Origin of the sequence: Variovorax sp. J2L1-78, from assembly GCF_030317205.1 — a bacterium.
Lineage (GTDB): Bacteria > Pseudomonadota > Gammaproteobacteria > Burkholderiales > Burkholderiaceae_C > Variovorax > Variovorax arabinosiphilus.
The window spans coordinates 2,750,188-2,773,997 of sequence record NZ_JASZYB010000001.1 but is presented as its reverse complement, the minus strand read 5'-3'; the positions used below and the strand labels follow the sequence as shown (position 1 = coordinate 2,773,997).

The window sequence follows — 23,810 nt, the reverse complement described above, 5'->3', positions numbered from 1 at the left end:
GCCCATTCGATCCTGCGTTGCCGGCCGGCGGTGTCGCCGAGGCACGGGGCTGCAAGGAGCCCCCGCATATAATCAAATGTTGATCTAAAAAACTGTTCCTCCACGAGATTGTGCGCGCAAAATGAACAAGTTGTTGACCACGATGTTTGCCCTCGCTGTCGCTTGCGGGACGGTTTCCGCCCAGGCCCAGACCGTCACCGGCAAGGTTGAAGACGGCGCCAAGAAAACCGCCATGTGCGTGGGCTGCCACGGCATCATCGGCTACCAGGCCAGCTTCCCCGAGATCCACAAGGTTCCCAAGATCGCGGGCCAGAGCGCGACCTACATCCGTTCCGCACTCGCCGCGTACAAGGCCGGCGACCGCAAGCATCCGACGATGCGCGCCATCGCCGATTCGCTGACCGAACAGGACATGGCCGACCTCGCCGCCTACTATGCGCAGCTCGGCGTGAAGGAAGGCGACGCACCGCCCGCCACCCCGGCCAAGCAGCCGAGCGAGCGCGTCCAGGCGCTCATCACGCGCGACAAGGCCAACGCCTGCACCACCTGCCATGGCGCCAACTTCAACACGCCGAACGACGGCACCGTCGCCAAGCTGGCCGGCCAGCATGCCGACTACCTGTTCGTCGCGCTCAAGTCGTACAAGGTCGAGAACCACGCCCAGCTCGGCCGCTCCAACGGCGTGATGGGCGGGCAGGCCAAGAAGTTCACCAACGCCGAACTCAAGGAACTGGCGGGCTACATCAGCTCGCTGCCTGGTGAAGTCAAGACGGTGCCCGAGTCGCGCTTCCACACCGCCGCCAAGTAAGCGCCGTCCTTTCTGCCTGTGCAAAGCCCGCCCCGTGCGGGCTTTGTTGTTTCCGGTCGTCCGTGCGTTGCGTGCAGGAGAAACCCTCGAACTGGTCGATCAGCGACCGAATGCGCGCGATGATCGATCGGGACGAACGCGTGCCGTCTCGACACCGGCCCACGCGCCGGCCTACAGTTCCCAGCGACCGACGATTCTTCGACGAGACGATCCATGACCTCCACCATCAGCGGCAACACCCAGGCCTATCTCATCCCGGGCGATCCGGTGCGCAATGTGCGTCTGCCGCGGATGTTCAATGCCGTGTTCGAGCGCTTCGAGATCGACGCGGTGCTGCTGCCGATGCAGGTGCCGCGCCGCGACTTCGCGGTGTTCTTCGCCTCGGCCTTTCTCGCGCGCAACGTGCGCGGGATGCTGATCGCGCCGCCGCACAAGCCGCTGGTGCTCGACCTGCTGGACGGCTGCGGGCTCATCGGCCGCGTGGCGGGTTCGGTCAACGTGGTGCGTCGCATGGACGACGATCGGCTCGAGGGTGATCTGTTCGACGGCGAAGGGCTCATCGGCGCGCTCGACCACTACCGCATCCCGTTTCGCGGCAAGCGCGTGCTGATCCTGGGCGCGGGCGTGAGCGCTGCCGCCGCCGGCGTGGCGTTGATCGAAGGCGGCGAGGGCGGGAGCGACGGTGCCGCGCATGTCGCCCTGTTCGACACCTCCGCCGGCAAGGCGGCGGGTGTGGCGGCCAAGCTCGACGCCTTCTTCGATGCCGACGTGACGGCCGTCGACAGCAATGCGCCGGAAGGCTACGACCTGGTCATCAACGCGACGCCGCTCGGCCTGAACGAGGGCGATGCCCTGCCGGTCGACGTCGCGCGCATGGAGCGCCACGCCGCGGTCTTCGACATCCTGCTGCGCGGCCAGCCCACGCCGCTGGTGCAGGCGGCACGCGCGCGCGGCCTGAACGCGCAGGCGGGCTTCGAGATGCTGATCCAGCAGATGCCGCACTACCTGCGCTACTTCGGCTACGAGCAGGTCGCGCGCGCCCTGAGCCAGGACGCCGACTTCCTGCGCGAGGCCATCTACCCGCCCGCGATGCACGCCGAGATCCGGCAGCCGCTGCGCTACCACGCGCCTTGAGGCGCGGCGTTCCAACATCCCTCCGTCCCCGATCCACCTCATGATTTCTGGCAAGACCACCCTCATCGCCCATCTGGGCTACCCCACCGAAGCCTTCAAGGCACCGATGATCTACAACCCCTGGTTCGACAAGCAGGGCATCGATGCGGTGGTGGTGCCGATGGGCGTGAAGCCCGACGCCTACGCCACGGTGTTGCGCTCGCTGTTCCAGCTGACGAACATCCGCGGCGCGCTCGTCACGATGCCGCACAAGATCGCGACCGTGGCGCTGATGGACGAGGTGACCCCGACCGCGCGCATCGCCGGTGCCTGCAACGCGATCCTGCTGCGGCCCGACGGCACGTTGCTGGGCGACCAGTTCGACGGCGCGGGCTTCGTGCGCGGCGTCGAGCGCAAGGGCCGGCTGTTCAAGGGCACGCGCGTGCTGGTGTCCGGCACCGGCGGCGTGGGCTCGGCCATCGCGGCGTCCATCGCGGCCGCGGGTGCAGCCGAGATCGCGCTCTTCGACGTCAGCGATGCCTCGGCGCAGGCACTGGCCGGTCGTCTGCGGGCGCACTACCCGGCGCTGGCCGTGCGCACCGGCTCGAAGGACCCCGCCGGCTTCGACGTGGTCGTCAACGCCACGCCGCTCGGCATGAAGGAGGGCGACCCGCTGCCCTTCGACGTCGACCGCATCGCCCCCGACACCTTCGTCGGCGAGGTGGTGATGAAGTCGGAATACACGCCGCTGCTGCAGGCCGCCAAGGCCAAGGGCTGCGCGGTGCAGGTGGGCACCGACATGCTCTTCGAGATGATCCCGGCCTACCTGGAGTTCTTCGGCTTCGGCACCGCGTCGCCGGACGAACTGCGGGCCACCGCGCAGCTGCGCTATTGAACTGCGCTGCGCAATCGCACTAGATGATCGGCCGCATGGCCTCGGCGACCTCGCGCAGCACCGGCAGCAGCTTCTTCGTCAGTTCGTCGTCGGGATAGACCTGCCGCTGCACGGTCACGCTCAGCGCGTACTGGCAGCGGCCCTTGCGGTCCTTCAAGGCGACCGCGAGGCCGCTGAGGCCGACGTTCAGGTGCTGTTCGGCCTGCCAGTAGTCCAGCTGCCGTGCCGCCAGCACGCTCTCGCGGAAGCGTGCCGCATCGACCGGCGCCGCGCCGGTGAAGCTGGCGAAGTCGTGCGCGGAAATCCAGGCGTCGAGCGCTGCGTCGTCGAAGGTCGACAGCAGCACGAAACCCTGCGACACCACGTGCGCCGGCACCCGCGCGCCGGGGTGGAAGCCGATCGACACCATGCGCGGCGCGTTGCTGCGCGCGAGGTACACCACCTCGTGGCCGTCGAGCGCGCCGACGTTGAGTGTCTCGCCGCACTGCATCGAGGCCCGCTGGATGTAGGGCTGCACCAGCCGCGGCACCCGCGCGCCTTCCAGGTAGGCCTGCCCCAGCCGCAGCACGCGTGGCAGCAGCCAGTAGTACTTGCCGTCGGTCGCGGCGTAGCCGTAGTGCACCAGGCTCAGCAGGTAGCGGCGGGCGGCGGTGCGCGTCAGGCCCGCGTGCTCGCCGGCCTCGGTCGCCGTCAGGCGGGTGCGTTCGTCGGTGAAGGCCTCGATCACGCGCAGCCCCTTGCCCAGGCCTTCGATGAGCAGCTTGCGGTCGATCGGAGCGGCGTTGTCGGTGGTGGTCATGGCCTAGGTGTAACCCGAGTTTCGTGCGTATTCTGACCGCATGCGGTCGATCATCGATCGCAACCAAGGCTCAAGTCGTTGTCGGCTGGGCAGGGCCTTCCTACAGTCGACCCATGACCACCCGCCGCCACGACTGACCATGCACCGCTCGATCGCCACGGTGTCGCTCAGCGGCACGCTGCGCCAGAAGCTCGAAGCCATTGCCGCAGCCGGCTTCGACGGCTTCGAACTGTTCGAGAACGACTTCATCCAGTTCAACGGCTCGGCCGCCACGCTGGGCGCGATCGCCCGCGACCTCGGCCTGTCGGTCGACCTGTACCAACCGTTCCGGGACTTCGAAGCGATGCCGGAGTTGCAGTTCCGCCGCAGCCTGGAGCGCGCCGAGCGCAAGTTCGACCTGATGCAGGCCATGGGCGCGCGGCTGATGCTGTGCTGCTCGAACACCTCGCCGATGGCTGTCGACGACCCGGCGCGCGCCGCCGCGCAGCTGCATGCGCTGGCCGAGCGTGCCGCGCAGCGTGGCCTGCGCGTCGGCTTCGAGGCGCTGGCCTGGGGCCGCTGCACCTCGCGCTACGGCCAGGCCTGGGACATCGTGCGCCGCGCCGACCATCCGAACCTCGGTCTGATCCTCGACAGCTTCCACACGCTCTCGCTGAAGGACGACCCGGCCGGCATCGCCGACATTCCCGGCGACAAGATCTTCTTCCTGCAGATGGCCGACGCGCCGCTGATGGCGATGGACGTGCTGCAGTGGGCGCGGCACCACCGCTCCTTCCCCGGGCAGGGCGACTTCGACGTCGTGACCTTCCTCGAGAAGACGCTGCAGGCGGGCTACACCGGCCCGCTGTCGCTGGAGATCTTCAACGACGTGTTCCGCGAGACGCCCAACCGCCGCACCGCCGTCGACGCGATGCGTTCGCTGCTCTACCTCGAGAGCCAGGTGCGCGAGCGCTTGGACGATGCAGCGCCCCGCGCGGTCACGCTGTTCAGCCCGCCGCCGCTGCCGGACCTCTCGGGCATCTCGTTCATCGAGTTCGCGGTCGACGAGGCCGCCGCCGCGTCGCTCGGCGCGCTGCTGCAGCAGCTCGGCTTCCGCCGCGTCGGCCAGCACCGGTCGAAGGCGGTGGTGCTGTACCGCCAGGGCGACGTGCACCTCATCGTCAATGCCCAGCCCGACTCGTTCGCGCGCGAGCGCTTCGACGCGCACGGCGCTTCCGTCTGCGCCCTCGGCCTGCGCACGGACGACCCGGAGGCCGCTGCGGAACGTGCCGTCGCGATGCGCTCGCAGCCGCACCACAGCCCGGTCGGCCCCGGCGAAGTGCGGGTGCCGGCCATCGTGGCACCGGGCGGCAACCTGGTGCACTTCGTCGCGAGCGCGCTGGGCCGCGACGGGCTCTACGCCGCGGACTTTGTGCTGGACGACGACGGCCCCGGCGCCTCGGATGCCGGCCTGCAGGCGATCGACCATGTTGCGCTCGGCCTGGACATCGACCAGCTCGACACCTGGGTGCTGTTCTCGCGCGCCGTGCTCGGCCTTGAGCCCGGCGAGAGCCTCGAGCTGGCCGACCCCTTCGGCCTCATCCGCAGCCGCGGCGTGGCCAACGCCGATCGCAGCGTGCGCCTGGTGCTCAACGTGTCGCTGAGCCAGCGCACGCGCACTGCGCGCACCCTGCGCAGGAGCGGCGGCGGGGCAGTGCACCACATCGCGCTGCGTTGCGACGACATCTTCGAAAGCGTGGCGCACCTGCGCGCCAACGGTGTGGCCTTCGTGCCGATCTCCGGCAATTACCATGACGACCTCGCCACGCGCATCGATCTCGACGGCGGGCTGATCGAACGCATGCGCGCCGCTGGCGTGCTGTTCGACCGCTCGCCCGCGGGCGACTACCTCCACATCTACACCGAGAGCTTCGAGAACGGCCTGTTCTTCGAGGTGGTGCAACGCGTCGACGACTACGACGCGTATGGCGCGATCAACGCGCCCGCACGCATGGCATCACAGGCCCAGTCATGACCAACCGATCACCGACCAGGAGACAACCATGAGCAGCATCCACTTACCCGGCGAGCCGCAAGGCAAGCACCAATCCCGAAAGGCCACCGCCAGCGGCTGGATCGGCTCGGCGCTGGAGTACTACGACTTCTTCATCTACGCCACGGCCGCGGCGCTGATCTTTCCGCAGATCTTCTTTCCCAAGGGTGACCCGCAGATCGCGATCATCGCGTCGCTCGCGACCTACGGCGTGGGCTACGTGGCGCGGCCGATCGGCGCCATCGTGCTCGGCCACTGGGGCGACACGCACGGGCGCAAGCACGTGCTCATCGTCTGCATGTTCCTGATGGGCTTCTCGACCGTGGCCGTGGGCCTGCTGCCGACCTACGACCAGGTCGGCCTGTGGGCACCGGCGCTGCTGGTGCTGATGCGCCTGATCCAGGGCTTCGCGGTGGCCGGCGAGATCTCCGGCGCGAGTTCGATGATCCTCGAGCACGCACCCTTCGGGCGACGCGGCTTCTTCGCCAGCTTCACGCTGCAGGGCGTGCAGGCCGGCCAGATCCTGGCCGCGGCCGTGTTCCTGCCGCTTGCGCACTACATGGACAAGGACGCCTTCAACAGCTGGGGCTGGCGCATTCCGTTCCTGCTGAGCTTCCTGGTGATCATCGCCGGCTGGATCATCCGCCGCGAGGTCCACGAGACGCCGGCCTTCACCGAAGTCGACCAGAGCGGCCAGGTGCCCAAGGCCCCGGTGATCCAGGCCGTGACCGAAAGCTGGCGCGACATGCTGCGCGTGATGTGCTGCTCGCTGATGAACGTGATCCCCGTGGTCGCCACCATCTTCGGCGCGGCCTATGCGGTGCAGCCCGGCTACGGCATCGGCTTCGAAAAGGACATCTATCTGTGGATTCCGGTGATGGGCAATATCCTCGCCGTGATCGTGATTCCTTTCGTTGGGAACCTGTCGGACAAGGTCGGCCGGCGCATCCCGATCATCGTCGGCGCGCTCGGTGCAGGGCTGCTGTCCTTCGGCTACCTGTATGCCATCAGCATCCACCACGTGCCGCTGGCCATCGTCATGTCGCTGCTGATGTGGGGCGTGGTCTACCAGGGCTACAACGCGGTGTTCCCGAGCTTCTACCCCGAGATGTTCCCGACGCGCACGCGGGTGTCGGGCATGGCGATCGCGCAGAACATCGGCACCGCCATCACCGCCATGCTGCCGGCGCTGTTCGTGGCCGTCGCGCCCCCCGGTGCGATGAACATTCCGCTGATCGTCGGTTCGATCACGCTGGCCATCTGTGCCATTGCGGCCCTCGCGGCCTACACGGCGCGCGAAACCTACCGCGTGCAGATGAAGGACCTCGGCAGTGTCGACGCGGTGCCCGTGCCGGCGCAGGAGTACGAGCGCCTGCGGGCACAGGCCATGGACGAGGGACGCATGACGCGCGTCCCGGCCTGACGACAGTCATGCAGAAGTCCGCGACCGGAAGGTCACGGACCTGCGCGCCTCATGGGAGGACGCCCCACACGTCGGGGGGGCAATGGTTTCCAGCTGGCCTTGAATGGACAGGACTACAAAGAAGTTAAGATAAGAATAGTTCTCATTCGTTGATGCTTGAAGCGATTCACCGTGCCATCCGACGTCGTCGTGCTGCAGCAGCATATCCACACGCTCTACAGCGACCATCACGGCTGGTTGCAGGGCTGGCTGCGCAAGAAGCTTGGATGTACCCATGGTGCTGCCGACTTGGCACAAGACACCTTTCTGCGCTTGCTGACCTCGCGTGTTCCTTCACATCTGGACGAGCCCCGGGCCTATCTGACCACCGTGGCTCGCCATGTGCTGCTGAACCATCACCGGCGGCAGAAGCTGGAACGGGCCTGGCTGGCAGAACTCGCGCAGGTGCCACCAGCGTTCGCGCCATCGGCGGAGGACCGCGCGATGGTTCTCGAAACGCTCGTGGCCATCGATGCCATGCTCGACGGTCTGTCGACGAAGGCGCGACGGGCCTTTCTGCTCAGTCAGCTCGACGGGATGACCTACGCCGAAATTGCCGCTGAAACCGGCGTTTCGGTCAGCCGCGTGCGCCAGTACATGTCGCAGGCGCTCACGCGCTGCTATGCGGCGCTCTAGCTCAGATTCAGGTGGTCTGCCGCAGAACTTGCATGCGGCGCCCGATGCCACCGATTCCATCGCCGCTCAGGCCATCGCATGGGCAGTGCAACTGCGCTCCGGCGAAGCCACGGCGGCAGAACGCGCGGAATTCGAAGCCTGGCGGCAGCGCGATCCAAGGCATGCCGCCGCCGCCGAGCAAATGGACCGCGCCTTGGGCCGCTTGGAAGCGTTGCCGGACGGGCTGGCCCCGCGCCAGGCCATGCGCCGCAGCTTGCTGCCGCAGCCGGGGCGGCGCACCGCCTTGCGCAGTAGCGTGGGGCTGGCGTTCGTGGGCGCAGGTGGCGGTCTGTTATGGGCCCATGCGCAGCGCCCCCTGTCTGCGCTCGGTGCCGATTTCGCGACAGGCACGGGAGAGCGCCGTGTCCTCGTTCTGAACGATGGCAGCCGCCTGTGGCTCAACGCCCGCAGCGTCGTGGAACAGGCTTTCGACGGCACGGCTCGTCGTCTGCATCTGCGGGCCGGCGAACTGATCGTCGATGTTGCCAAGGAATCCGGCACGCGCGCCTTCATCGTTCAGACCTCGGAGGGTAGCGTTCAAGCCCTGGCAACACGCGTCCTGGTGCGAAAGCAGGAGGGCAGCAGCCTGATCGCGGTACTTCACGCTGACGTACGGGTCGCCCCGTTGCACGGCGATGCGGTCACGCTCACCGAAGGCCGGAGCGCCCGCCTCACCGCACAAGGCGTGCGGCAGGAGACGCTGTCGCCGCAGACCGCCAGCGCGTGGGAAGACGGCTTTGTCGAGGTGCACGATCGTCCATTGCAGGACGTGGTGGACGCCTTGCGTCCCTATCGCCCCGGCCTGTTGCGGGTCTCCCCGCAGGCCGCCCGCCTGCGGGTGACCGGCAGCTTCTCCCTCGACGACAGCGAACGCACGCTGAGCGCCCTTGCCGCCGCGCTGCCGATCACCGTCCGGCGGCGCACCGGCTGGTGGGTGAGCATCGACGTCAGCTGATTTTTCTTGCATCCCTCTGTCACTTTTCTCCGCTCGCGGTTCATGGCTAGTGAAGACCTCGACTTCAGCCATCCACTTGCTTTCCGGAGAAACGCATGCATCCACACCATCGCCCTGACGGCACGTCCAATCCGTTGCACCCACTCTCTCTGGCAGTTCTGCTCGCGTTGACGGGTTCGCTGTTCCATCAAGCGGCCTGGGCGCAGTTGGGCGGCAGCAGCCAAGCCACTGCCTACGATCTGCCCGGTGGACCGTTGGACGCTACACTCACCGGCATCGCCCGCCGGGCTGGCCGCATCATCGTCATCGATCCCGCGCTGGTCGCCGGCCGCACCAGTGCCCCCGTGCGTGGGAACCTGACGACGGAACAAGCCTTCGCCCAGGCACTGACCGGCACCGAGTTGGAGATAGCGCGTAGCGATGAGCGCGGCTACACGCTGAAAAAAGCACCGCCGGTGGTGGGGAAGCCTGAAGCAACAGCGCCGCTCGGAGCGCCCATGTTGCCCATGGTCACCGTGAGCGCTGGAGCCGGGCAGGAGACCGCAACCGGTCCTGTCGACGGCTATGTGGCCAGACGCAGTTCGACCGGCACGAAAACGGACACGGCAACCCGCGAGATCCCCCAGTCGATCTCGGTCGTGACCCGCGACGTGCTGGATGCGCGCGGCGCTTCGAGCCTGGCTGAGGCTTTGGAGTACACGCCGGGTTTCACACCCATGACCTACGGGCGCGATGACCGCTACGACTGGTCGATTGCCCGTGGCATCGGCACTACCTACGGCGCCAATTACCGGGACGGACTGAAGGAAGTGGGCGGCGCCTATGCCGTGCCCCGGCTCAACAGCTACGGCGTGGAACGCGTCGAATTCCTCCGCGGCCCGGCTTCGCTGCTCGTCGGCAGCAATGCACCCGGCGGGGTCGTCAACTCGATCACCAAGCGACCGACCCAGGAAACGCAACGCGCGATCCGGCTGCGCGCAGGCGATCTCGATCGCCAAGGCGTGGCCGCCGACCTGTCCGGCCCGTTGAACGAAGATGGCACGGTGCTCTATCGGATGGTCGCATTGACCGAGCACTACGACCTGCCGACCCCACAAACCGACAAGGATCAGCGCTATTTCGCGCCTTCGCTGACGCTCCGCCTGAACCGCGATACCGAGCTGACGCTGTTGGCGGACGTCCAGCAGGAGAAGATCAGAGGTGACGCGTACCCCTACAGCTACGACGAAGCCTTCGGCCGCTACGTCAGCGTGGTCGAAAGGGGGCGGGACCGCTTCTATCGCGACCAATGGTCGGGCGGATTCCTGCTGGACCACCGCTTCAGCGACGCATTGAGCTTTCACAGCCGCACCCGATACACGAACACCAAGCTCGACTACCGGCGATCGTTCCCAGCCAGCATTCCACGCGGGACGCTCGTGGAACGCGCCGCGCAGGACATGCAGGACGAAGGCAAGGCATGGCAGTCCGACAACTTTGTCGAGGGCAAGTGGTCGGTCGGCAAGTGGGCCAACACGACGATCGCCGGTCTCGATCTGAGCAACGTCGAAGGCGCGATGTACCGCGGCGTCGGCATGACTTCACCCTATGACCTGTCGACAGGCCAGGGCGTGGGCGCGTACATCGCACCGGAACTCGTCCCGTTCCAGCTCTCGAAGAGCCGGCAGGCCGGCCTGTATGTGCAGAACCAGGCCAAATTCGACAACCAGTTCGTCGTTGTGGCGGGTCTGCGTCAGGACCGTTATCGGGAGACCGTCATCGCCTCCTGGGCCGATGCGCCCATCCGGCAAAACAAGGTGACCGGACGCCTGGGAGGCGTCTGGCTGTTGGCCGACGGTCTGTCGCCCTATGTGAGCTACAGCACTTCGTTCGAGCCCCAATCGGGTGCCAGCTTCGATGGCACGCCCTTCAAGCCGACGAGCGGGCGTCAGTACGAGGTCGGCTTGCGCTACGAGCCGCAGGGAACGAACGCGATGATCTCGGCCGCGGTGTTCGACATCTCGCAGCGCAACGTGTCGGTGACCGATCCGCTGCGACAGGACTTCAGCGTGCAGCGCGGGCGGGTAGGCTCACGCGGGCTGGAGCTTGAGGCCAACGCCAGCCTGAGCCGGGGGCTCGACGTGACGGCGAGCTACAGCTACACAAACGCCAAGGTGACCGAGGACACCAACCCTGCGCTGGTGGGGCGCAAGAACGGTTTGGTGCCTGCGCACAAGGCGGCGGTCTGGTTGAACTACCGGGTGCCAGCCGATCTGATCCAAGGACTCAAGCTGGGGCTTGGCATCCGCCACACCGGCAAGGTCCCCGACTATGACAATGTGCGCTGGGTGCCGCGGGTCACGCTCGTGGATGCTCGCATGGGTTACCAGGTGAATCGTCAGTGGGAAATTTCACTCAACGCGCGCAACCTGTTCGACAAGAAGCATCTCGTCAATTGCAGCTACGGCACTTGCTATCCGGGTGACGAACGGGAGTTCGTCGCGACGGCCAACTATCGTTGGTAGAGGCCGATCTTTCGCCGGCGCGCCGGAAGGCGCGCCCCTTCTGTATGCGGGAAAAGACTCAGACGTCGAAGAACACCGTCTCGTTCGCGCCCTGCATGTGGATGTCGAAGCGATAGAGCACCGCGCCGTCCTGCTCCACGCGCTGTGCGATCAGCGTGGGGCGGCGCGCGGCGGGCACGCTCTGCAGCACCGCGTCTTCGGCGTTGGCGGCCGCCTCGTCGCTGAAGTAGATGCGCGTGAACGCATGCAGCAGCAGGCCGCGCATCGTCACGATCACGTTGATGTGCGGTGCTTCGCCCGGCGCTTCGGCGCCCGGCTTCACGGTGTGGAACACGAAGCGCTTCTGCGCGTCGGTGCCGGTGCCGCAGCGGCCGAAGGCGCGGAAGCCGCGGGCCTGCGCGTCGTCCACCGATTGCGGATAGCGGCCTTCGCCGTCGGGCTGGCTGATCTCGATCATCGCGTCGAAGATCGCATTGCCGTCGCCGTCGAACACGCGGCCTTCGAGCCGGATGCGTTCGCCGGTGGCATCGTCGAGTGCCACGGTCGCGTCGAAGGGCTGGTCGAAGTCGTAGCCGTACTGCGTGGCCGTGAGGCCGTAGGCGAAGTAGGGGCCGACCGTCTGCGACGGGGTCTGGCCGAAGTTGGTTTCCAGTGCGCTCATCATGGTGGGAGTCTCCTGCTTCAGCGGTTTTCGAAAGGCGTCTCGTCGGCACCGCGCAGCACGATGTCGAACTGGTAGCCCAGCGCGAAGTCGGGCTCGGCGATGTCGAGGCTGAAGTCGGCGATCAGCCGGTTGCGGTACTTCTCGGGCGTGCCGGTGACCATCGGGTCGTACTGCAGCAGCGGGTCGCCGGGGAAGTACATCTGTGTCACCAGCCGGCTCGCGAAGTGCTGGCCGAAGAGCGACAGGTGGATGTGCTGCGGGCGCCAGGCGTTGGGGTGGTTGCCCCAGGGGTAGGCGCCGGGCTTGATGGTGAGGAAGCGGTAGCGGCCCTCGTCGTCGGTCAGGCAGCGGCCGGCGCCGAGGAAGTTCGGGTCGAGCGGTGCGTCGTGCTGGTCGACCTTGTGCACGTAGCGGCCCGACGCGTTGGCCTGCCACAGCTCGACCAGCGTGTTGCGCACCGGGCGGCGGCGCTCGTCGAAGACCTGCCCGGTGAGGATCATGCGTTCGCCGATCGGCTCGCCGTTGCGGCGCGCGTTGCGCGTGAGGTCGTGGTCGAACTCGCCGATGCTGCTGTGGCCGTACACCGGCTGCTGCAACTCGCCGAGCGAGGCCTTCAGCGGAATCAGCGGCTGCAGCGGGCCGCGCTTGGCCGTCGACTTGTAGCCGGAGTAGATGTACTTGGGGTGGCTCTCCCAGTCGCGCGGGTCGAGCGTGGGCAGGGCGGCGCCGGGAGTGGCGGGTGAGGTCATGGGTGTCTCCATCGTCGGGGGAACTCGCACTCTATTCATGCGCGCTGTTGATGTAAATTGATCATTCTTTGATTTCTCATAACCATTGGTAATTCGATGACGACGCCTTCCGAGGTCTTCGCGCGCGGCGTGCAGCTGCGGCATCTGCGCTGTCTGGTGGCGGTGGCGCAGGAGCGCCATCTGGCGCGGGCCGCGGAGCGGCTGTCGCTGAGTCAGCCGGCGATGTCCAAGACACTGGCCGAGCTCGAGGCGCTGGCCGGCACGCGGCTGGTCGAGCGCGGCGAGGCAGGGCGGCGCGGCATCCAGCGCTTCACCGTCGCCGGCGAACAGCTGCTGGCCCATGCGCTGCGCGTGCTCGAAGCCATCGACGCCGGCGCAGAGGCGCTGCGGCCCGATGGCGGCGAGCGCGTCGAGCGCCTGCGCGTGGGCGCGTTGCCCAGCGTGGCGCCGACCTTGCTCGTCGATGCGCTCCTGACGCTGCGCGAACGCATGCCGGCGCTGCAGGTCGAGGTGCGCACCGGCGTCAACGCCGTGCTGTTCGATGCGCTCCGCGCTGGCGAACTCGACCTGGTGTGCGGCCGCATGAGCGACCCGCAGCGCATGGCGGGCCTGAGCTTCGAGCTGTTGTGCGCCGAGCCGCTGGCGATGGTCGTGCGTCCGGGGCATCCGCTGGTCGGTGCCGCATCGACTTCGGTGCAGGACGCGATGGCGCATCCGCTGGTGGTCTACAGCGAAGGCACGATTCCCCGGCACCACACCGAGAGCCTGCTGTCGGGCCTCGGGTTGCGCCTGCCCGCGACGCACACGCAGACGCTCGATCTCGCGGTGGCGCGGGCGCTGGTGCTTCGCTCGGACGCCGTGTGGTTCACGCCGGCCGGCGCCGTCCGCGACGAACTGTTGTCGGGCGCGCTGGTGCGGCTGCGCGTGCCCACGGCCGGTACCGAAGAGCCGGTCGGCCTGCTGCTGCGCAGCGGGGTGGAACTGTCGGCCGCGCAGCGCACGCTGGCGGCCTTGCTGCGCGAAGGCGCATCGGCGCACGCGGCGGCGCTGGCACCCTAGAACGCGTGGCGAATTCCGAGGTCGTAGCCCGTCGAGCGCGCCGGCGCATAACCCGTCGTGCCGGCACCCGTCGACAGATAGGCTGCGGTCCCAGTGGCCACACCCATCACGGCCGGATTGTTCTGCGCGTTCCTGGCACGGACGCGCGCGGCGGTCACGTACAGCGCGGTGCGCTTCGACAGGTTGTGCTCGTAGCCGACGGCGATCTTGTCGACCGAGGCATCGCGCGACGGGCCAGCCGCCGAGCCCAGGTCATTGTCGAACCTGACCTTCGAGTACGCCGCCTTGATCAAGCCGGCGCCCACCGGCACCGTCACGCCGACCAGGCAGCCGTTGTACCTGTCGTCGTCGCGCGTGAGCAGCAGGCCCGTCGCGCCGGGCGCGGTGGAGGCACGCTGGTCCTTCACACGGGAGAGTTCGCCGAACAGCTTCATGAATCCGAGGTTGTACGAAGCACCCAGGTTGAGCGTCTTGAGCTTCTCGTCGAGATTGACGCCGTTCGGCTGCCCGGTGGCGCCGAGCCCCGTGGTGTCGGCCGCGACGCTCTTGCCGTAGGCCAGCGCGATGTCGAACGCGCCGGCCGCATAGCCGAGCCGACCGCCGGCGAACTGGCCCTTGTGCGAGGGGCTGCCCACCTGCCCGCTCTGCGAGACGTTCTCGTGCAGCGCGTACTGCACCTGGCCGTAGATGCCGCCGAGGTTCGGCGGCAGGAAGTAGCCGATGCTGTTGTTGGTGCGCAGGTAGTTGTCCGAAGCGGCCGTGGCCGATCCCGGGCCCCTGGCCACGGCGAGGTTGGTGCCCACCGCGGAGATCACGTTGGCGCCGACGCCGATCGTGCTGAACGGGCTGAAGAGCGAGTCGTTCCAGAAGGTCGGCGTGAAGTCGCGACCGAGCCGGATCTCGCCGATCGGACCCGACAGGCTGACCGTGGAGCGACGCGAAAAGAACGTCGCGCCACCGGCGTCATTGGCCAGGGCCGCCTCGAGCCAGAAGCCTGCCGCCCATCCACCGCCGAGATCCTCGACACCGCGGAAGCCGAGCCGGCTGTTGGACGTGCCGCTGTTCGACATCACGGTCTGGCTGCGACGCACGCCCGCAGGCGGCGTCTGGGGCGGTGCGACCGACTGGTTGGTGTTGTTGTAGAAGCTGCTCTTGGCCGTGTAGTAGCTCACGCCTGCATCGAGCACGCCGAACAGCGTGACCGAACTCTGCGCGGTGGCGGCCGCGCTGCAGCACAGCAGCGCAGCCGCTGCGATGGACGTCTTCATGGGATGTCTCCGTTTTTTCTGGTTGGATGGAAAGCGATGCGCCGGTTCACTCGGGCTTGAAGCCAGCGTCCTTCAGCAGCGTGGCGCTCTGCGTCACGTAGCCGTCGATGTAGCGGGAGAACTGCGCGACGTCCTGCGTTACCGGCTCGATGCCCAGGCCCGAGAAGGCGCCCGACTTGCCGAGCTCGCGCACCGCGTCGTTGATGGCCTGGTTGAGGCGCTGCACCCGCTCCGGCGGCGTGCCTTTGGGCGCCCACACGCCGTACCAGGAGGCGTAGCTCAGGTTCGGCAGCCCGCTTTCCTGCGCGGTCGGCACGTCCGGCGCGAGCGGGCTGCGGCGCGCCGAGGTGATCGCGATCGGCTTCACCCGGCCGGCCTTCGCGAGCGGCAGCACGGAGATCATCGAATCCAGCAGCAGGTCCACGTGGCCGCCGGCGACGTCCACCAGCGCGGGCTGCGTGCCCTTGTAGGGCACGAAGCTGAAAGCGACCTTGCCCTGCTGGGCCAGCAGCAGCGTGGCCAGATGGCTCGGCGCCCCGGCCGCGGGAATGGCGGCGGTCCACTTCGTCTGCCTCATGGCCGCGAGCAGTTCCGGGAGCTTGGTCGCTTCGTGCTTCGGTGCGATCACCAGCATCAGTGGCGCTTCGGCCACGCGCGCCACCGGCGCGAAGTCCGCCTGCGGGTCGTAGGGCGCATTGCTCATCACCTGCTTGGCCAGCACGTGGGTCGCTGCGGAGAAGAGCAGCGTGTAGCCGTCGCCGGGCGCGGTCTGCACCGCCTTGCCGCCCAGCACGCCGTTGGCCCCCGCGCGGTTCTCCACGATCACCGGCACGCTCAGTTGCGTGCCGAGCTGCTGGCCCAGCAGTCGCGCCGTGGCATCGACGCCGCCGCCGGCGGCAAAGGGCACGACGATGCGGATCAGCCGATCCGGGAACTTGGGCGCCTGCGCCCACACGGGTCCGACCACGACCGCTGATGCGGCGATCAGGCCCAGAATTTTATTTTTCATGATGTCTCCATTGGCTTTCAAGTGAATCAGGGCGAGATCTCTTCGAGTGCGCGGTTGGCCGTCTCGACCATCCGGCGTGCGGCGATGAAGCCGACGACGTTGGCCAGCGCGAACATCAGGAACACAGCGGCGATACCGTGGGCGGACAGGACGATGCCGACCAGCGCGGGCGCCGCCGCCGACGCCATGCGCAGCCAGGAGGTCGCCAGCCCGGTGCCGATCGCACGCATCCGCGTCGGGTAGATCTCGGGCGTGTAGAGGTACAGCAGCACGGTCGTCGTGCCCATCACCGCATAAGCCGTGGACGCCAGCGCCACCACTGACCAGGCACTGCCGGTGCCGAACGCGGCCAGCAGGCCCAGCAAGGCGCCGCTGACCACGAAGCTTGCCGTGGCCCAACGTCGGCGGCCCACGCGGTCCACCAGCAGCGCGCAGCCCAGCACCGCGCAGGTGCTGAGGACGTTGGTCAGCGAGGCCATCCGCAACGCCTGTTGCAGCGGCAGGTGGTAGACGGTGCGATAGAGCGTCGGCAACCAGTTGTTGATGCCGTTGGCGACGAAGTACGACGACGCCCAGAGCACCCACACCGCCAGCGTGCGGGGCCGGTACATCGGCGAGAACAACTCGCGCCACGAGGCTGGTCGGGTGGTGGCCAGCCCGGCCGCCAGCGTGTCGACCCGCGTCGCGATGCGCGCCTTGTCCTGTACCGGATCCAGGCTGCGCGCCGGCGTGCTCGCCTCGAGCTGCTCGATCACCCGTTCCGCCTGGTCGAAGCGCCGCTTCGACGCCAGCCAGCGCGGCGACTCCGGCAGCCGTGCCATGAAGAACAGGATCACCAGGCCCGGAATGCCGCCGACCAGGAACATGAACTCCCAGCCGAAGCGCGGCACCACGAAGGCGCCCACTTGCGCGGCGGCGAGCAGGCCGAGCGGGAAGATGAGTTCGTAGAGCAGGAAGAACCGCCCCCGGCCCTTGGCCTGCGACAGTTCGTTGATGTAGGCCGCGGCGATTGGCACCTCACCGCCGACGCCGATGCCCTGCACGAAGCGCAGCGCGAACAGCGCGTTGAAGCTGCCGGCGAAGGCACAGGCGATGCTCATCACCGACATGAGCGCGACCGCCGCGGTCACGCTCGGAACCCGGCCATGGCGTTCGGCCAGCCAGCCGAACAGCAGCGCGCCGATCACCTGGCCCGCGTAGCCGGAGGCGATCAGCAGGCCGACCTGCAGCGCGGACAGATGCCACAGCGCGATCAGCACCGGCAGCACGAAGGCCAGCGCCAGCGCATCGAAGGCGTCGAAGAAGGTCGCACTGCCCATGACGATGCGGGCCTTGGTGTGCCATCGGCTGAAGGGCACGTTCTCGATGCGGAACAGCAACCCGGCCGCGCGCTGGAAGGTCGCCTGCGGTGGGCTGGAAAGTGCTGGGCCAGGGATGGATGGGTTGGCTGTCATCTTCTTGTGTCTCCGAATCCGTCTGCGGCGCGATCTGCGGCGTGTTTTGCGGGGTGGCTCTCAGGGCGCAGCGTCCGGTGGCGGTGCCGCCGTGGCGACGGGGCGACGCATGTGCCGGCGCAAGAGCACGTCGAGCGTGTCCTCCAGCGCTTCGGCGTCGACACCGCGGGTGATGAACACGATGCGCGTGCGCCGGTCCGGCCCCGGCCAGGCCGGGAGCAGCGTCGGCGGCGCGAACAGGTGCTGCACGCCGTGGATGACCATCGGGCGGTCGGGCGCATCGGCCAGTTGCACCAGGCCCTTGACGCGCAGAAGGTCTTCGCCGCGCATCGCGATGACCATGTCGAGCCAGGCCGCGAAGGCGTCGCGTGGCAGTGGTGCATCGCGCACGATGACGAAGGAACGGATGCCGTCGCGGTGCGATGCGGTGTCCGCCGTGCCTGCGTCGGAGGCGGCCGGCCCCCGGTAGAGCGGCGCCTCGGGCGCGAATGCCTCTGCGCCGGTATCCGCGGCGCGGCGCACCAGCGTCGAGAGCAGCCGCAACTGTTCGCCGCGGTCGGCATGCAGCGTCGCAGTGGCGTTGATGTCGCGCAGCCGCTGCAGCAAGGCCGGCGGCGGCAGTGCGCCGTCGAGCAGGTCGGTCTTGGTCAGCAGCAGGTGGTCGGCGAAGGCCAGCTGCCGCACCGCTTCCGGATGCCGGTCGAGCGTGCCCATGGCCAGCACGGCGTCGGCGGTGCAGAGCACGCCGGCCAGCACGAACTGCGCGCGCACCGCGGCATCGCCCATCAGCGTGCGCACGATCGGGCCCGGGTCGGCCAGGCCGCTGGTCTCGATCAGCACATGCCGCAGCGGCCGGTCCTGCCGGGCCGCCAGACGGTTCAGCGCCTCGACCAGGTCGCCGCGCACCGCACAGCACAGGCAGCCATTGGCCAGCAGCACCGTGTCGTCGTGCGTCTGGGCGATCAGGTCATGGTCGATGCCCACGGCGCCGAACTCGTTGACGATGACGGCAACGCCGTCGAGCGACGGCTCGCGCAGCAGCTGGTTGAGCAGCGTGGTCTTGCCGCTGCCGAGAAAGCCGGTGAGCACCGTGACCGGCACACGCCTGCCCGCGATGGCAGGCTGCGCGACCAGCGCCGAGAAATGGCCGCCGGTATTCGTCATTCGCCACCTCGCGGCCCGTGCAGTTCCGCGAAGGAACGCAGCGTCTTCTCGACCTTCGGCAGCAGCCAGTCGGCGACTTCTTCGGGAAGCCGGCCCTCGCCGGCGTCTTCCAGCAGCTGCCGCAACGGCTGTGGGCGCGCTTCGGCCTGCGCCAGGCCGCCGAAGAACCCGACCAGCGCCGGTACGCCCGAGCGCAGCGCGGCGTCTTCGAGGTAGCCGACGATGTCGAGTTCGAAGTCGTCCAGGCGCAGGCTGATGCCCCCGGTGCCGCAGGCGCAAGCACCACTCAGAGCGACATGCCGCATCGACAGGTCGCTCCAGAGGGCCAGCAGGCGCTCGGCGCGCAGCGCGGACTCGTCGGCCATGGCAACGGTCACTGGCCGTCCCAGGCCACCGTCGACGACGCGCTGACCCCGGCCTTCGGCGCCTTGCGCAGAGTCTGCGTGGCGGCATGGTCGACCTGGCCGCGTGCATCGAGCGCCACGCGGTAGACCTCGCGCGCCACCTCTGCGCTGACATAGCCTTCGCGCACATCCTCGGCGACCAGGTCGAGTTCCCGCTCCAGCGGGCTGCCGAAGCCGCCGCCGCCACCCGAGAGCATCTTGTACGCGTCGCCACGTTCGAGTCGCACGTTGAAGATCTTCGCGTTGAGGTGGTCGGTCTTCCACTCGCCCTTGTGGCGCACGGCGATGCCGTTGCCCATCGCGTCGCCGCCGCCTTCCAGGCCCCAGGGCTTGCAGTGCACGCGGTCGATGCGGGTGGTCACGGTGAATGGCGACAGCGCCTGCACCACCATTTCGGCGCCGAGGCCGCCGCGGTACCTGCCGGCACCGGCGGAGTCCTGCCGGATCTCGTACTTCTCGACCAGCACCGGGTACTTGGCCTCGAGCTGCTCGGTGGGGCTGTTGTGGGTGTCGCCGTCGTTGATGCACACGGTCACCGACACGCCGTCCTCGGTCGACTTCGCGCCCCAGCCGCCGCCGAGCGGGCCGATGCCGACGATGAACAGCCGCCCGTCCTCCGGCGAGATGCCGTGGATGTTCGGGAACACGAGGTCGGCATGATGGCCGGCGATCGAGCGGTCGGGGATGGCCGGCGCCAGCGCCTTGAAGATGGTGTCGATCACCGTCATCGGGAAGGTCATCCACACCCGCATCGGGTACGGCCGCTCGGCGCTGATCACCGTGCCCATGGGCATGATCACCTTCAGCGGCCGGAAGCTGCCGTCGTTGACCGGGTAGTCGGTCGGCGTGGTCAGGCACTTGTAGGCCACTTGCGCGCAGGCGATGCCCGTGGTGAAGCCCGAGTTGTAGAAGCCGCGCACCTGCTTGCTCACGTCCGACAGGTCCACCGTCATCTCGTCGCCGGTCACCGTCACCTTGACGCGGATCGGGATGCGCTTGCCGATCTCCAGGCCGTCGTCGTCCATGAAGGACTCGGCCTCGTACACGCCGTCGGGGATCGACAGCGTGTTCTTGCGCGCCACCGCTTCGGACGAATCCATGATCTGGCGAATGGAACCGTTGACCGCATCGGCGCCGTAGCGCTGCAGCAGCTCGACATAGCGCCGCTCGCCGGTGGTGATGGCGGTGATCTGCGCGCGCAGGTCGCCCAGCGCCCGTTCGGCCAGGCGCACGTTCATCGCGATGATGTCGATCAGGTCCTGGTTGACCACGCCTTCGCGCTGGTACTTGATGATGGGGATCTGGATCCCCTCGCTGAAGATGTCGGTGGTGACGTTGCCCAGCGTGCCGCCCACGTCCAGCCAGTGCGCCATGCAGCAGGTGAAGCCTTCGAGCCGCCCTTCGTGGAACACCGGCATGGTGAAGGTGAAATGGTTCAGGTGGCTGCCGGTGGTGTACGCGTCGTTGGTCACCAGGATGTCGCCGGGCAGGATGTTCTCGTAGCCGAAGTGCCGGATCTTGGCCTTGACGGTTTCGGACATCCCGCGGATGAACATCGGCAGGCCCAGGCCGATGGAGACGGTGTCGCCTTCCTTCGTGAACAGGCCGACGGTGAAGTCGAGCGCCTCGTAGATGATGAGGTTGTAGGCCGTGCGCGTCAGGTTGGTCTTCATCTCCTCGGTGACGGCGTAGAGGCCGTTGCGGATGATCTCGACGGTGACCGGATCGATCGCCGCGGCGCTGGCGGTGGGGGTGTTCATGAGCGGTCGCTCCCGATGGTGATTTGCAGGTTGCCGAGTTCGTCGACGCGCAGTGCGTCGCCGGGCTGGACGACGGTGGTGGACGCGTGTTCCTCGATCAGCGCGGGGCCGTCGATCGCGTTGCCCGCGCGCAGCAGGTCGCGTGTGTAGACCGGGGTGTCGGCCCATCCGCCCTGGCGGAAGTACACCGGCTTGACCGTGCGCAGCGATGCCTTCTCGGGCTGCGCCGAGCCGGCCTCCACATGGTGCTTCGGCGGCTTCTTCATGGTGCCGAGCACCGTCACGCGCAGGCTCACCAGGTCGGCCGGCTCCTTCGGCGCCGAGGTGCCGTAACGCACCTTGTGCAGGTCGTCGAACTGCTGCTTGATCGCCGCGCGGTCGCGGCCCGCGAAGAAGGCCATCGGCAGGTCGACCGTGACGGCATGTTCCTGCCCGACGTAGCGCATGTCGGCCGCGCGTTCGATCACCACGCCGTCGGCCTTGACGCCCGACTGCGCCAGCGAGGCGCGGCCCTCTTCTTCCATCGCCAGGTAGGCGGCCTCGATCTCCTCGAAGGACAGGTCGTTGAGCTTGCGGAACACCGAGCGCACGTAGTCGTAGCGCAGGTCCGAGAACAGCATGCCGTAGGCCGAGAAGTAGCCCGGCGCGAACGGGATGAGCACCTTGCGTACGCCGATCTCGCGGGCGATGGCCGACGCGTGCAGCGGCCCGGCGCCGCCGTACACCACCATCGTGAAGCTGCCGGCGTCCAGCCCGCGCTCGGTGGTCACGGCCTTCACCGCGTGCGACATCTGCGTCACCGCGATGCGCAGGATGCCGTCGGCCGCCTCGGTCGGATCGAGTCCCAGCGCATCGGCCACGCGCTCGCGCATCTGGCGTTCGCAGGCCGGCAGGTCGAGCTTGAGTTCGCCGCCGAGGAAATGCTCGGCGTCGAGCCGCCCGAGCAGCAGGTTGGCATCGGTCACCGTCGGTTCCGTGCCGCCGCGTCCGTAGGCCACCGGGCCCGGGATGGAGCCCGCGCTCTGCGGGCCGACGCGCAGCGCGTTGCCGGTCTCGATGCGGGCGATCGAGCCGCCGCCGGTGCCCACCTCGTGGATGTCCATCATCGGGATCTGGATCGGCAAGGCGCGTTCGTAGCCGCCGATCAGCGCCGAGCCGGTGGTCAGCGGCCGGCCTTCGCTGATCACGCCGGCCTTGGCGGTGGTGCCGCCCATGTCGAAGGCGATCGCATCGCCCATGCCGAGCTGGGCGCAGATCGCCTGGGCGCCGATCACGCCGGCCGCGGGGCCGGACTCCAGCATGCGCACGCAGTCGCGCCGCGCATGCTCGCTCGGAAACAGGCCGCCGGTGGACTGCACGACGTAGAAGTCACCACCGAAGCCTTTCTTGGCCAAGTGCGTTTCCAGTTCACCCAGGTAAGCCGACACGCGCGGGCCCACGTAGGCATTGGCCACCGCGGTCGAGACGCGTTCGAACTCGCGGTACTCCTGCGACAGCTCGTGCGAGGCGCAGACGAAGGCGCCGGGCAGCTCTTCCTGCAGGATCTGCTTGACGCGCTGCTCGTGCGCCGGGTTGCGGTACGAATGCAGCAGCAGCACCGCCACCGCTTCCACGTCATGGCCGCGCAGTTCGCGCGCCAGCTCGCGCACCGCCGCCTCGTCGAGCGGCTTGTGGGTGCTGCCGTCGGCGCGCAGGCGCTCCGCCACCTCGAAGCGCAGCGAGCGCTTGACCAACGGCTGGTGCTTGTTGAAGAAGAGGTTGTAGGCGTCCGGGCGATTGACGCGGCCGATCTCGTAGATGTCGCGGAAGCCTTCGGTGATCAGCAGCGCCGTGCGGGCGCCGTTGCGCTCGAGCAGTGTGTTGATGGCGATGGTCGAGCCGTGCAGGAAGAGCTGGCCGTCGCGCAGGTCGATGTCGGCGCTGTCGAGCGTGGCCTGGATGCCGTTGACCAGCTGGCCGTGCGTGGAGAGCGCCTTGCCGAACAGCAACTCGCCGGTCGCCTCGTCGAAGGCGGCCATGTCGGTGAAGGTCCCGCCGATGTCGACGGCGATGCGCAGGTTGGGGGTGGAACGTGTGGCCATGGTGTCGCGTCGCTTCAGGCGTCCGTTCCGATGCGGTTGCGCAGAATGCCCAGGCCCGTGACCTCGACCTCGACCACGTCGCCGTCCTTCATGTAGAGCGGCGGCTCGCGCCGGTCGCCGACGCCGCCGGGCGTCCCGGTGGCGATGACGTCGCCGGGCGACAGCGGCGTGAAACGCGAGATGTATTCGATGATCGTGGGGATGTCGAAGATCAGGTCGCCGACGCTCGCGTGCTGCATCACCGCGCCGTTGACGCGAGTCTCCACCGTCAGCTGGCTCACATCGGGCACCTCGTCGCGCGTCACCAGGTACGGGCCGAAAGGAGCGGTCCCGGGAAAGTTCTTGCCCGGCGTGAACTGGTGCGTGTGGCGCTGCCAGTCGCGCACGCTGATGTCGTTCAGGCAGGCATAGCCGGCGATGTGCTCGAAGGCCTGCGCCTTCGGGATGTGGCGTCCGCCCTTGCCGATCACGAAGGCCAGTTCGCCTTCCCAGTCGAAGCGCTCGGAGAAGGCGGGGCGCAGCACCGTGTCCCCGTTCGCCGCCAGCGTGTCGTTGAAGCGCAGGAAGAGCGAGGGGTAGTCGCTGTCCGCGCGCTTGGTCTCGGCAACGTGGCTTTTGTAGTTGAGGCCCACGCAGATCAGCTTGGTGGGGTTCGGAATCACCGGCAGCGCTCGGACATCGCTGGCGGCCACGGCGATGCCGCTGGCTGCAGCGCTGCGCCCGAGCGCCGGCAGCGCGTCGGCGCGCAGCACCGAGACGAGGTCGGGATGGCGCGCGAGGAAGTCCGGCGTGGGCAGCAGATAGCGGCGGGCGTCCTGCACGACGCCATAGGTGGGCTGGCCCGCATGAACGAAGCTGGCGATTTTCACAATGTTCTCCTTGGATGCGTCGCTCGCGCAGGGCCTCGACATGAGGTGTACGGCAAGCGAATCGGAGGACTTTAGAAATCCGTGTG

20 protein-coding genes are annotated in these 23,810 nt (G+C 68.0%); 9 read left to right on the top strand and 11 right to left on the bottom strand.

Annotated features, from left to right (window positions below):
* The first annotated feature begins 121 nt into the window (after positions 1-121).
* The 3 genes from QTH86_RS13255 to QTH86_RS13245 all read left to right on the top strand — a co-directional run bounded on the left by QTH86_RS13255 (position 122) and on the right by QTH86_RS13245 (position 2,816).
* Positions 122-808 carry a c-type cytochrome gene (locus QTH86_RS13255; RefSeq protein WP_286649183.1) on the top strand — a complete coding sequence of 229 codons (687 nt, stop codon included), beginning with the start codon at positions 122-124 and terminating at the stop codon, positions 806-808.
* A gap of 213 nt (positions 809-1,021) precedes the next feature.
* On the top strand, positions 1,022-1,942 hold the full coding sequence (locus QTH86_RS13250) for a shikimate dehydrogenase family protein (protein ID WP_286649182.1): 921 nt from the start codon (positions 1,022-1,024) through the stop codon (positions 1,940-1,942).
* Positions 1,943-1,982: 40 nt separating this feature from the next.
* Entirely contained in the window at positions 1,983-2,816 is an 834-nt protein-coding gene (locus QTH86_RS13245; RefSeq protein ID WP_286649181.1) for a shikimate dehydrogenase family protein, read from the top strand.
* Positions 2,817-2,835: 19 nt separating this feature from the next.
* Here QTH86_RS13245 and QTH86_RS13240 read toward each other — a convergent pair whose 3' ends face one another.
* Positions 2,836-3,615, bottom strand: coding sequence for an IclR family transcriptional regulator domain-containing protein (locus QTH86_RS13240; RefSeq protein WP_286649180.1), 780 nt, complete (start codon positions 3,613-3,615; stop codon positions 2,836-2,838).
* 139 nt (positions 3,616-3,754) lie between these two features.
* On the opposite strand from QTH86_RS13240, the gene QTH86_RS13235 reads away from it, so the two are divergent.
* The 5 genes from QTH86_RS13235 to QTH86_RS13215 all read left to right on the top strand — a co-directional run bounded on the left by QTH86_RS13235 (position 3,755) and on the right by QTH86_RS13215 (position 11,243).
* Positions 3,755-5,629: a bifunctional sugar phosphate isomerase/epimerase/4-hydroxyphenylpyruvate dioxygenase family protein gene (locus QTH86_RS13235; protein ID WP_286649179.1), complete on the top strand. Its 1,875-nt coding sequence runs from the start codon at positions 3,755-3,757 to the stop codon at positions 5,627-5,629.
* 28 nt (positions 5,630-5,657) lie between these two features.
* On the top strand, positions 5,658-7,070 hold the full coding sequence (locus QTH86_RS13230) for an MFS transporter (protein WP_286649178.1): 1,413 nt from the start codon (positions 5,658-5,660) through the stop codon (positions 7,068-7,070).
* Positions 7,071-7,241: 171 nt separating this feature from the next.
* Positions 7,242-7,745, top strand: a complete 504-nt coding sequence (locus QTH86_RS13225; protein ID WP_286649177.1) for a sigma-70 family RNA polymerase sigma factor — start codon at positions 7,242-7,244, stop codon at positions 7,743-7,745.
* A gap of 28 nt (positions 7,746-7,773) precedes the next feature.
* Complete coding sequence (locus tag QTH86_RS13220) at positions 7,774-8,739, top strand: FecR family protein (RefSeq protein ID WP_286649176.1); 966 nt, start codon at positions 7,774-7,776, stop codon at positions 8,737-8,739.
* A 95-nt stretch (positions 8,740-8,834) separates the two neighbouring features.
* Positions 8,835-11,243, top strand: a complete 2,409-nt coding sequence (locus tag QTH86_RS13215; protein ID WP_286649175.1) for a TonB-dependent siderophore receptor — start codon at positions 8,835-8,837, stop codon at positions 11,241-11,243.
* 58 nt (positions 11,244-11,301) lie between these two features.
* On the opposite strand, the gene pcaG is transcribed toward QTH86_RS13215, so the two are convergent.
* Both pcaG and pcaH read right to left on the bottom strand, forming a co-directional pair.
* Positions 11,302-11,907, bottom strand: a complete 606-nt coding sequence (gene pcaG, locus QTH86_RS13210) for a protocatechuate 3,4-dioxygenase subunit alpha (protein WP_444813765.1) — start codon at positions 11,905-11,907, stop codon at positions 11,302-11,304.
* 17 nt (positions 11,908-11,924) lie between these two features.
* Positions 11,925-12,656: a protocatechuate 3,4-dioxygenase subunit beta gene (gene pcaH, locus QTH86_RS13205; RefSeq protein WP_286649174.1), complete on the bottom strand. Its 732-nt coding sequence runs from the start codon at positions 12,654-12,656 to the stop codon at positions 11,925-11,927.
* A 96-nt stretch (positions 12,657-12,752) separates the two neighbouring features.
* Between pcaH and QTH86_RS13200 the strand changes: the two genes are divergently transcribed.
* A complete protein-coding gene (locus QTH86_RS13200) occupies positions 12,753-13,715 on the top strand; it encodes a LysR substrate-binding domain-containing protein (RefSeq protein ID WP_286649173.1) in 963 nt (320 codons plus the stop codon).
* Here QTH86_RS13200 and QTH86_RS13195 read toward each other — a convergent pair.
* The 8 genes from QTH86_RS13195 to QTH86_RS13160 are packed head-to-tail and all read right to left on the bottom strand — an operon-like array spanning position 13,712 to position 23,724.
* On the bottom strand, positions 13,712-14,983 hold the full coding sequence (locus tag QTH86_RS13195; RefSeq protein ID WP_286649172.1) for a porin: 1,272 nt from the start codon (positions 14,981-14,983) through the stop codon (positions 13,712-13,714). The genes QTH86_RS13200 and QTH86_RS13195 overlap by 4 nt on opposite strands.
* 46 nt (positions 14,984-15,029) lie before the next feature.
* Complete coding sequence (locus QTH86_RS13190; protein WP_286649171.1) at positions 15,030-15,992, bottom strand: Bug family tripartite tricarboxylate transporter substrate binding protein; 963 nt, start codon at positions 15,990-15,992, stop codon at positions 15,030-15,032.
* A gap of 26 nt (positions 15,993-16,018) precedes the next feature.
* On the bottom strand, positions 16,019-17,446 hold the full coding sequence (locus QTH86_RS13185) for an MFS transporter (protein WP_286649170.1): 1,428 nt from the start codon (positions 17,444-17,446) through the stop codon (positions 16,019-16,021).
* A gap of 60 nt (positions 17,447-17,506) precedes the next feature.
* Positions 17,507-18,610 carry a CobW family GTP-binding protein gene (locus QTH86_RS13180; RefSeq protein ID WP_286649169.1) on the bottom strand — a complete coding sequence of 368 codons (1,104 nt, stop codon included), beginning with the start codon at positions 18,608-18,610 and terminating at the stop codon, positions 17,507-17,509.
* On the bottom strand, positions 18,607-18,975 hold the full coding sequence (locus tag QTH86_RS13175) for a hypothetical protein (RefSeq protein WP_286649168.1): 369 nt from the start codon (positions 18,973-18,975) through the stop codon (positions 18,607-18,609). Before QTH86_RS13175 ends, QTH86_RS13180 begins: the two co-directional genes overlap by 4 nt.
* An 8-nt stretch (positions 18,976-18,983) precedes the next feature.
* Complete coding sequence (locus tag QTH86_RS13170; RefSeq protein WP_286649167.1) at positions 18,984-20,774, bottom strand: hydantoinase B/oxoprolinase family protein; 1,791 nt, start codon at positions 20,772-20,774, stop codon at positions 18,984-18,986.
* Positions 20,771-22,855: a hydantoinase/oxoprolinase family protein gene (locus QTH86_RS13165; RefSeq protein WP_286649166.1), complete on the bottom strand. Its 2,085-nt coding sequence runs from the start codon at positions 22,853-22,855 to the stop codon at positions 20,771-20,773. The genes QTH86_RS13170 and QTH86_RS13165 overlap by 4 nt, the downstream gene beginning before the upstream one ends.
* Before the next feature lie 14 nt (positions 22,856-22,869).
* On the bottom strand, positions 22,870-23,724 hold the full coding sequence (locus QTH86_RS13160) for a fumarylacetoacetate hydrolase family protein (RefSeq protein WP_286649165.1): 855 nt from the start codon (positions 23,722-23,724) through the stop codon (positions 22,870-22,872).
* Positions 23,725-23,810 lie beyond the last annotated feature (86 nt).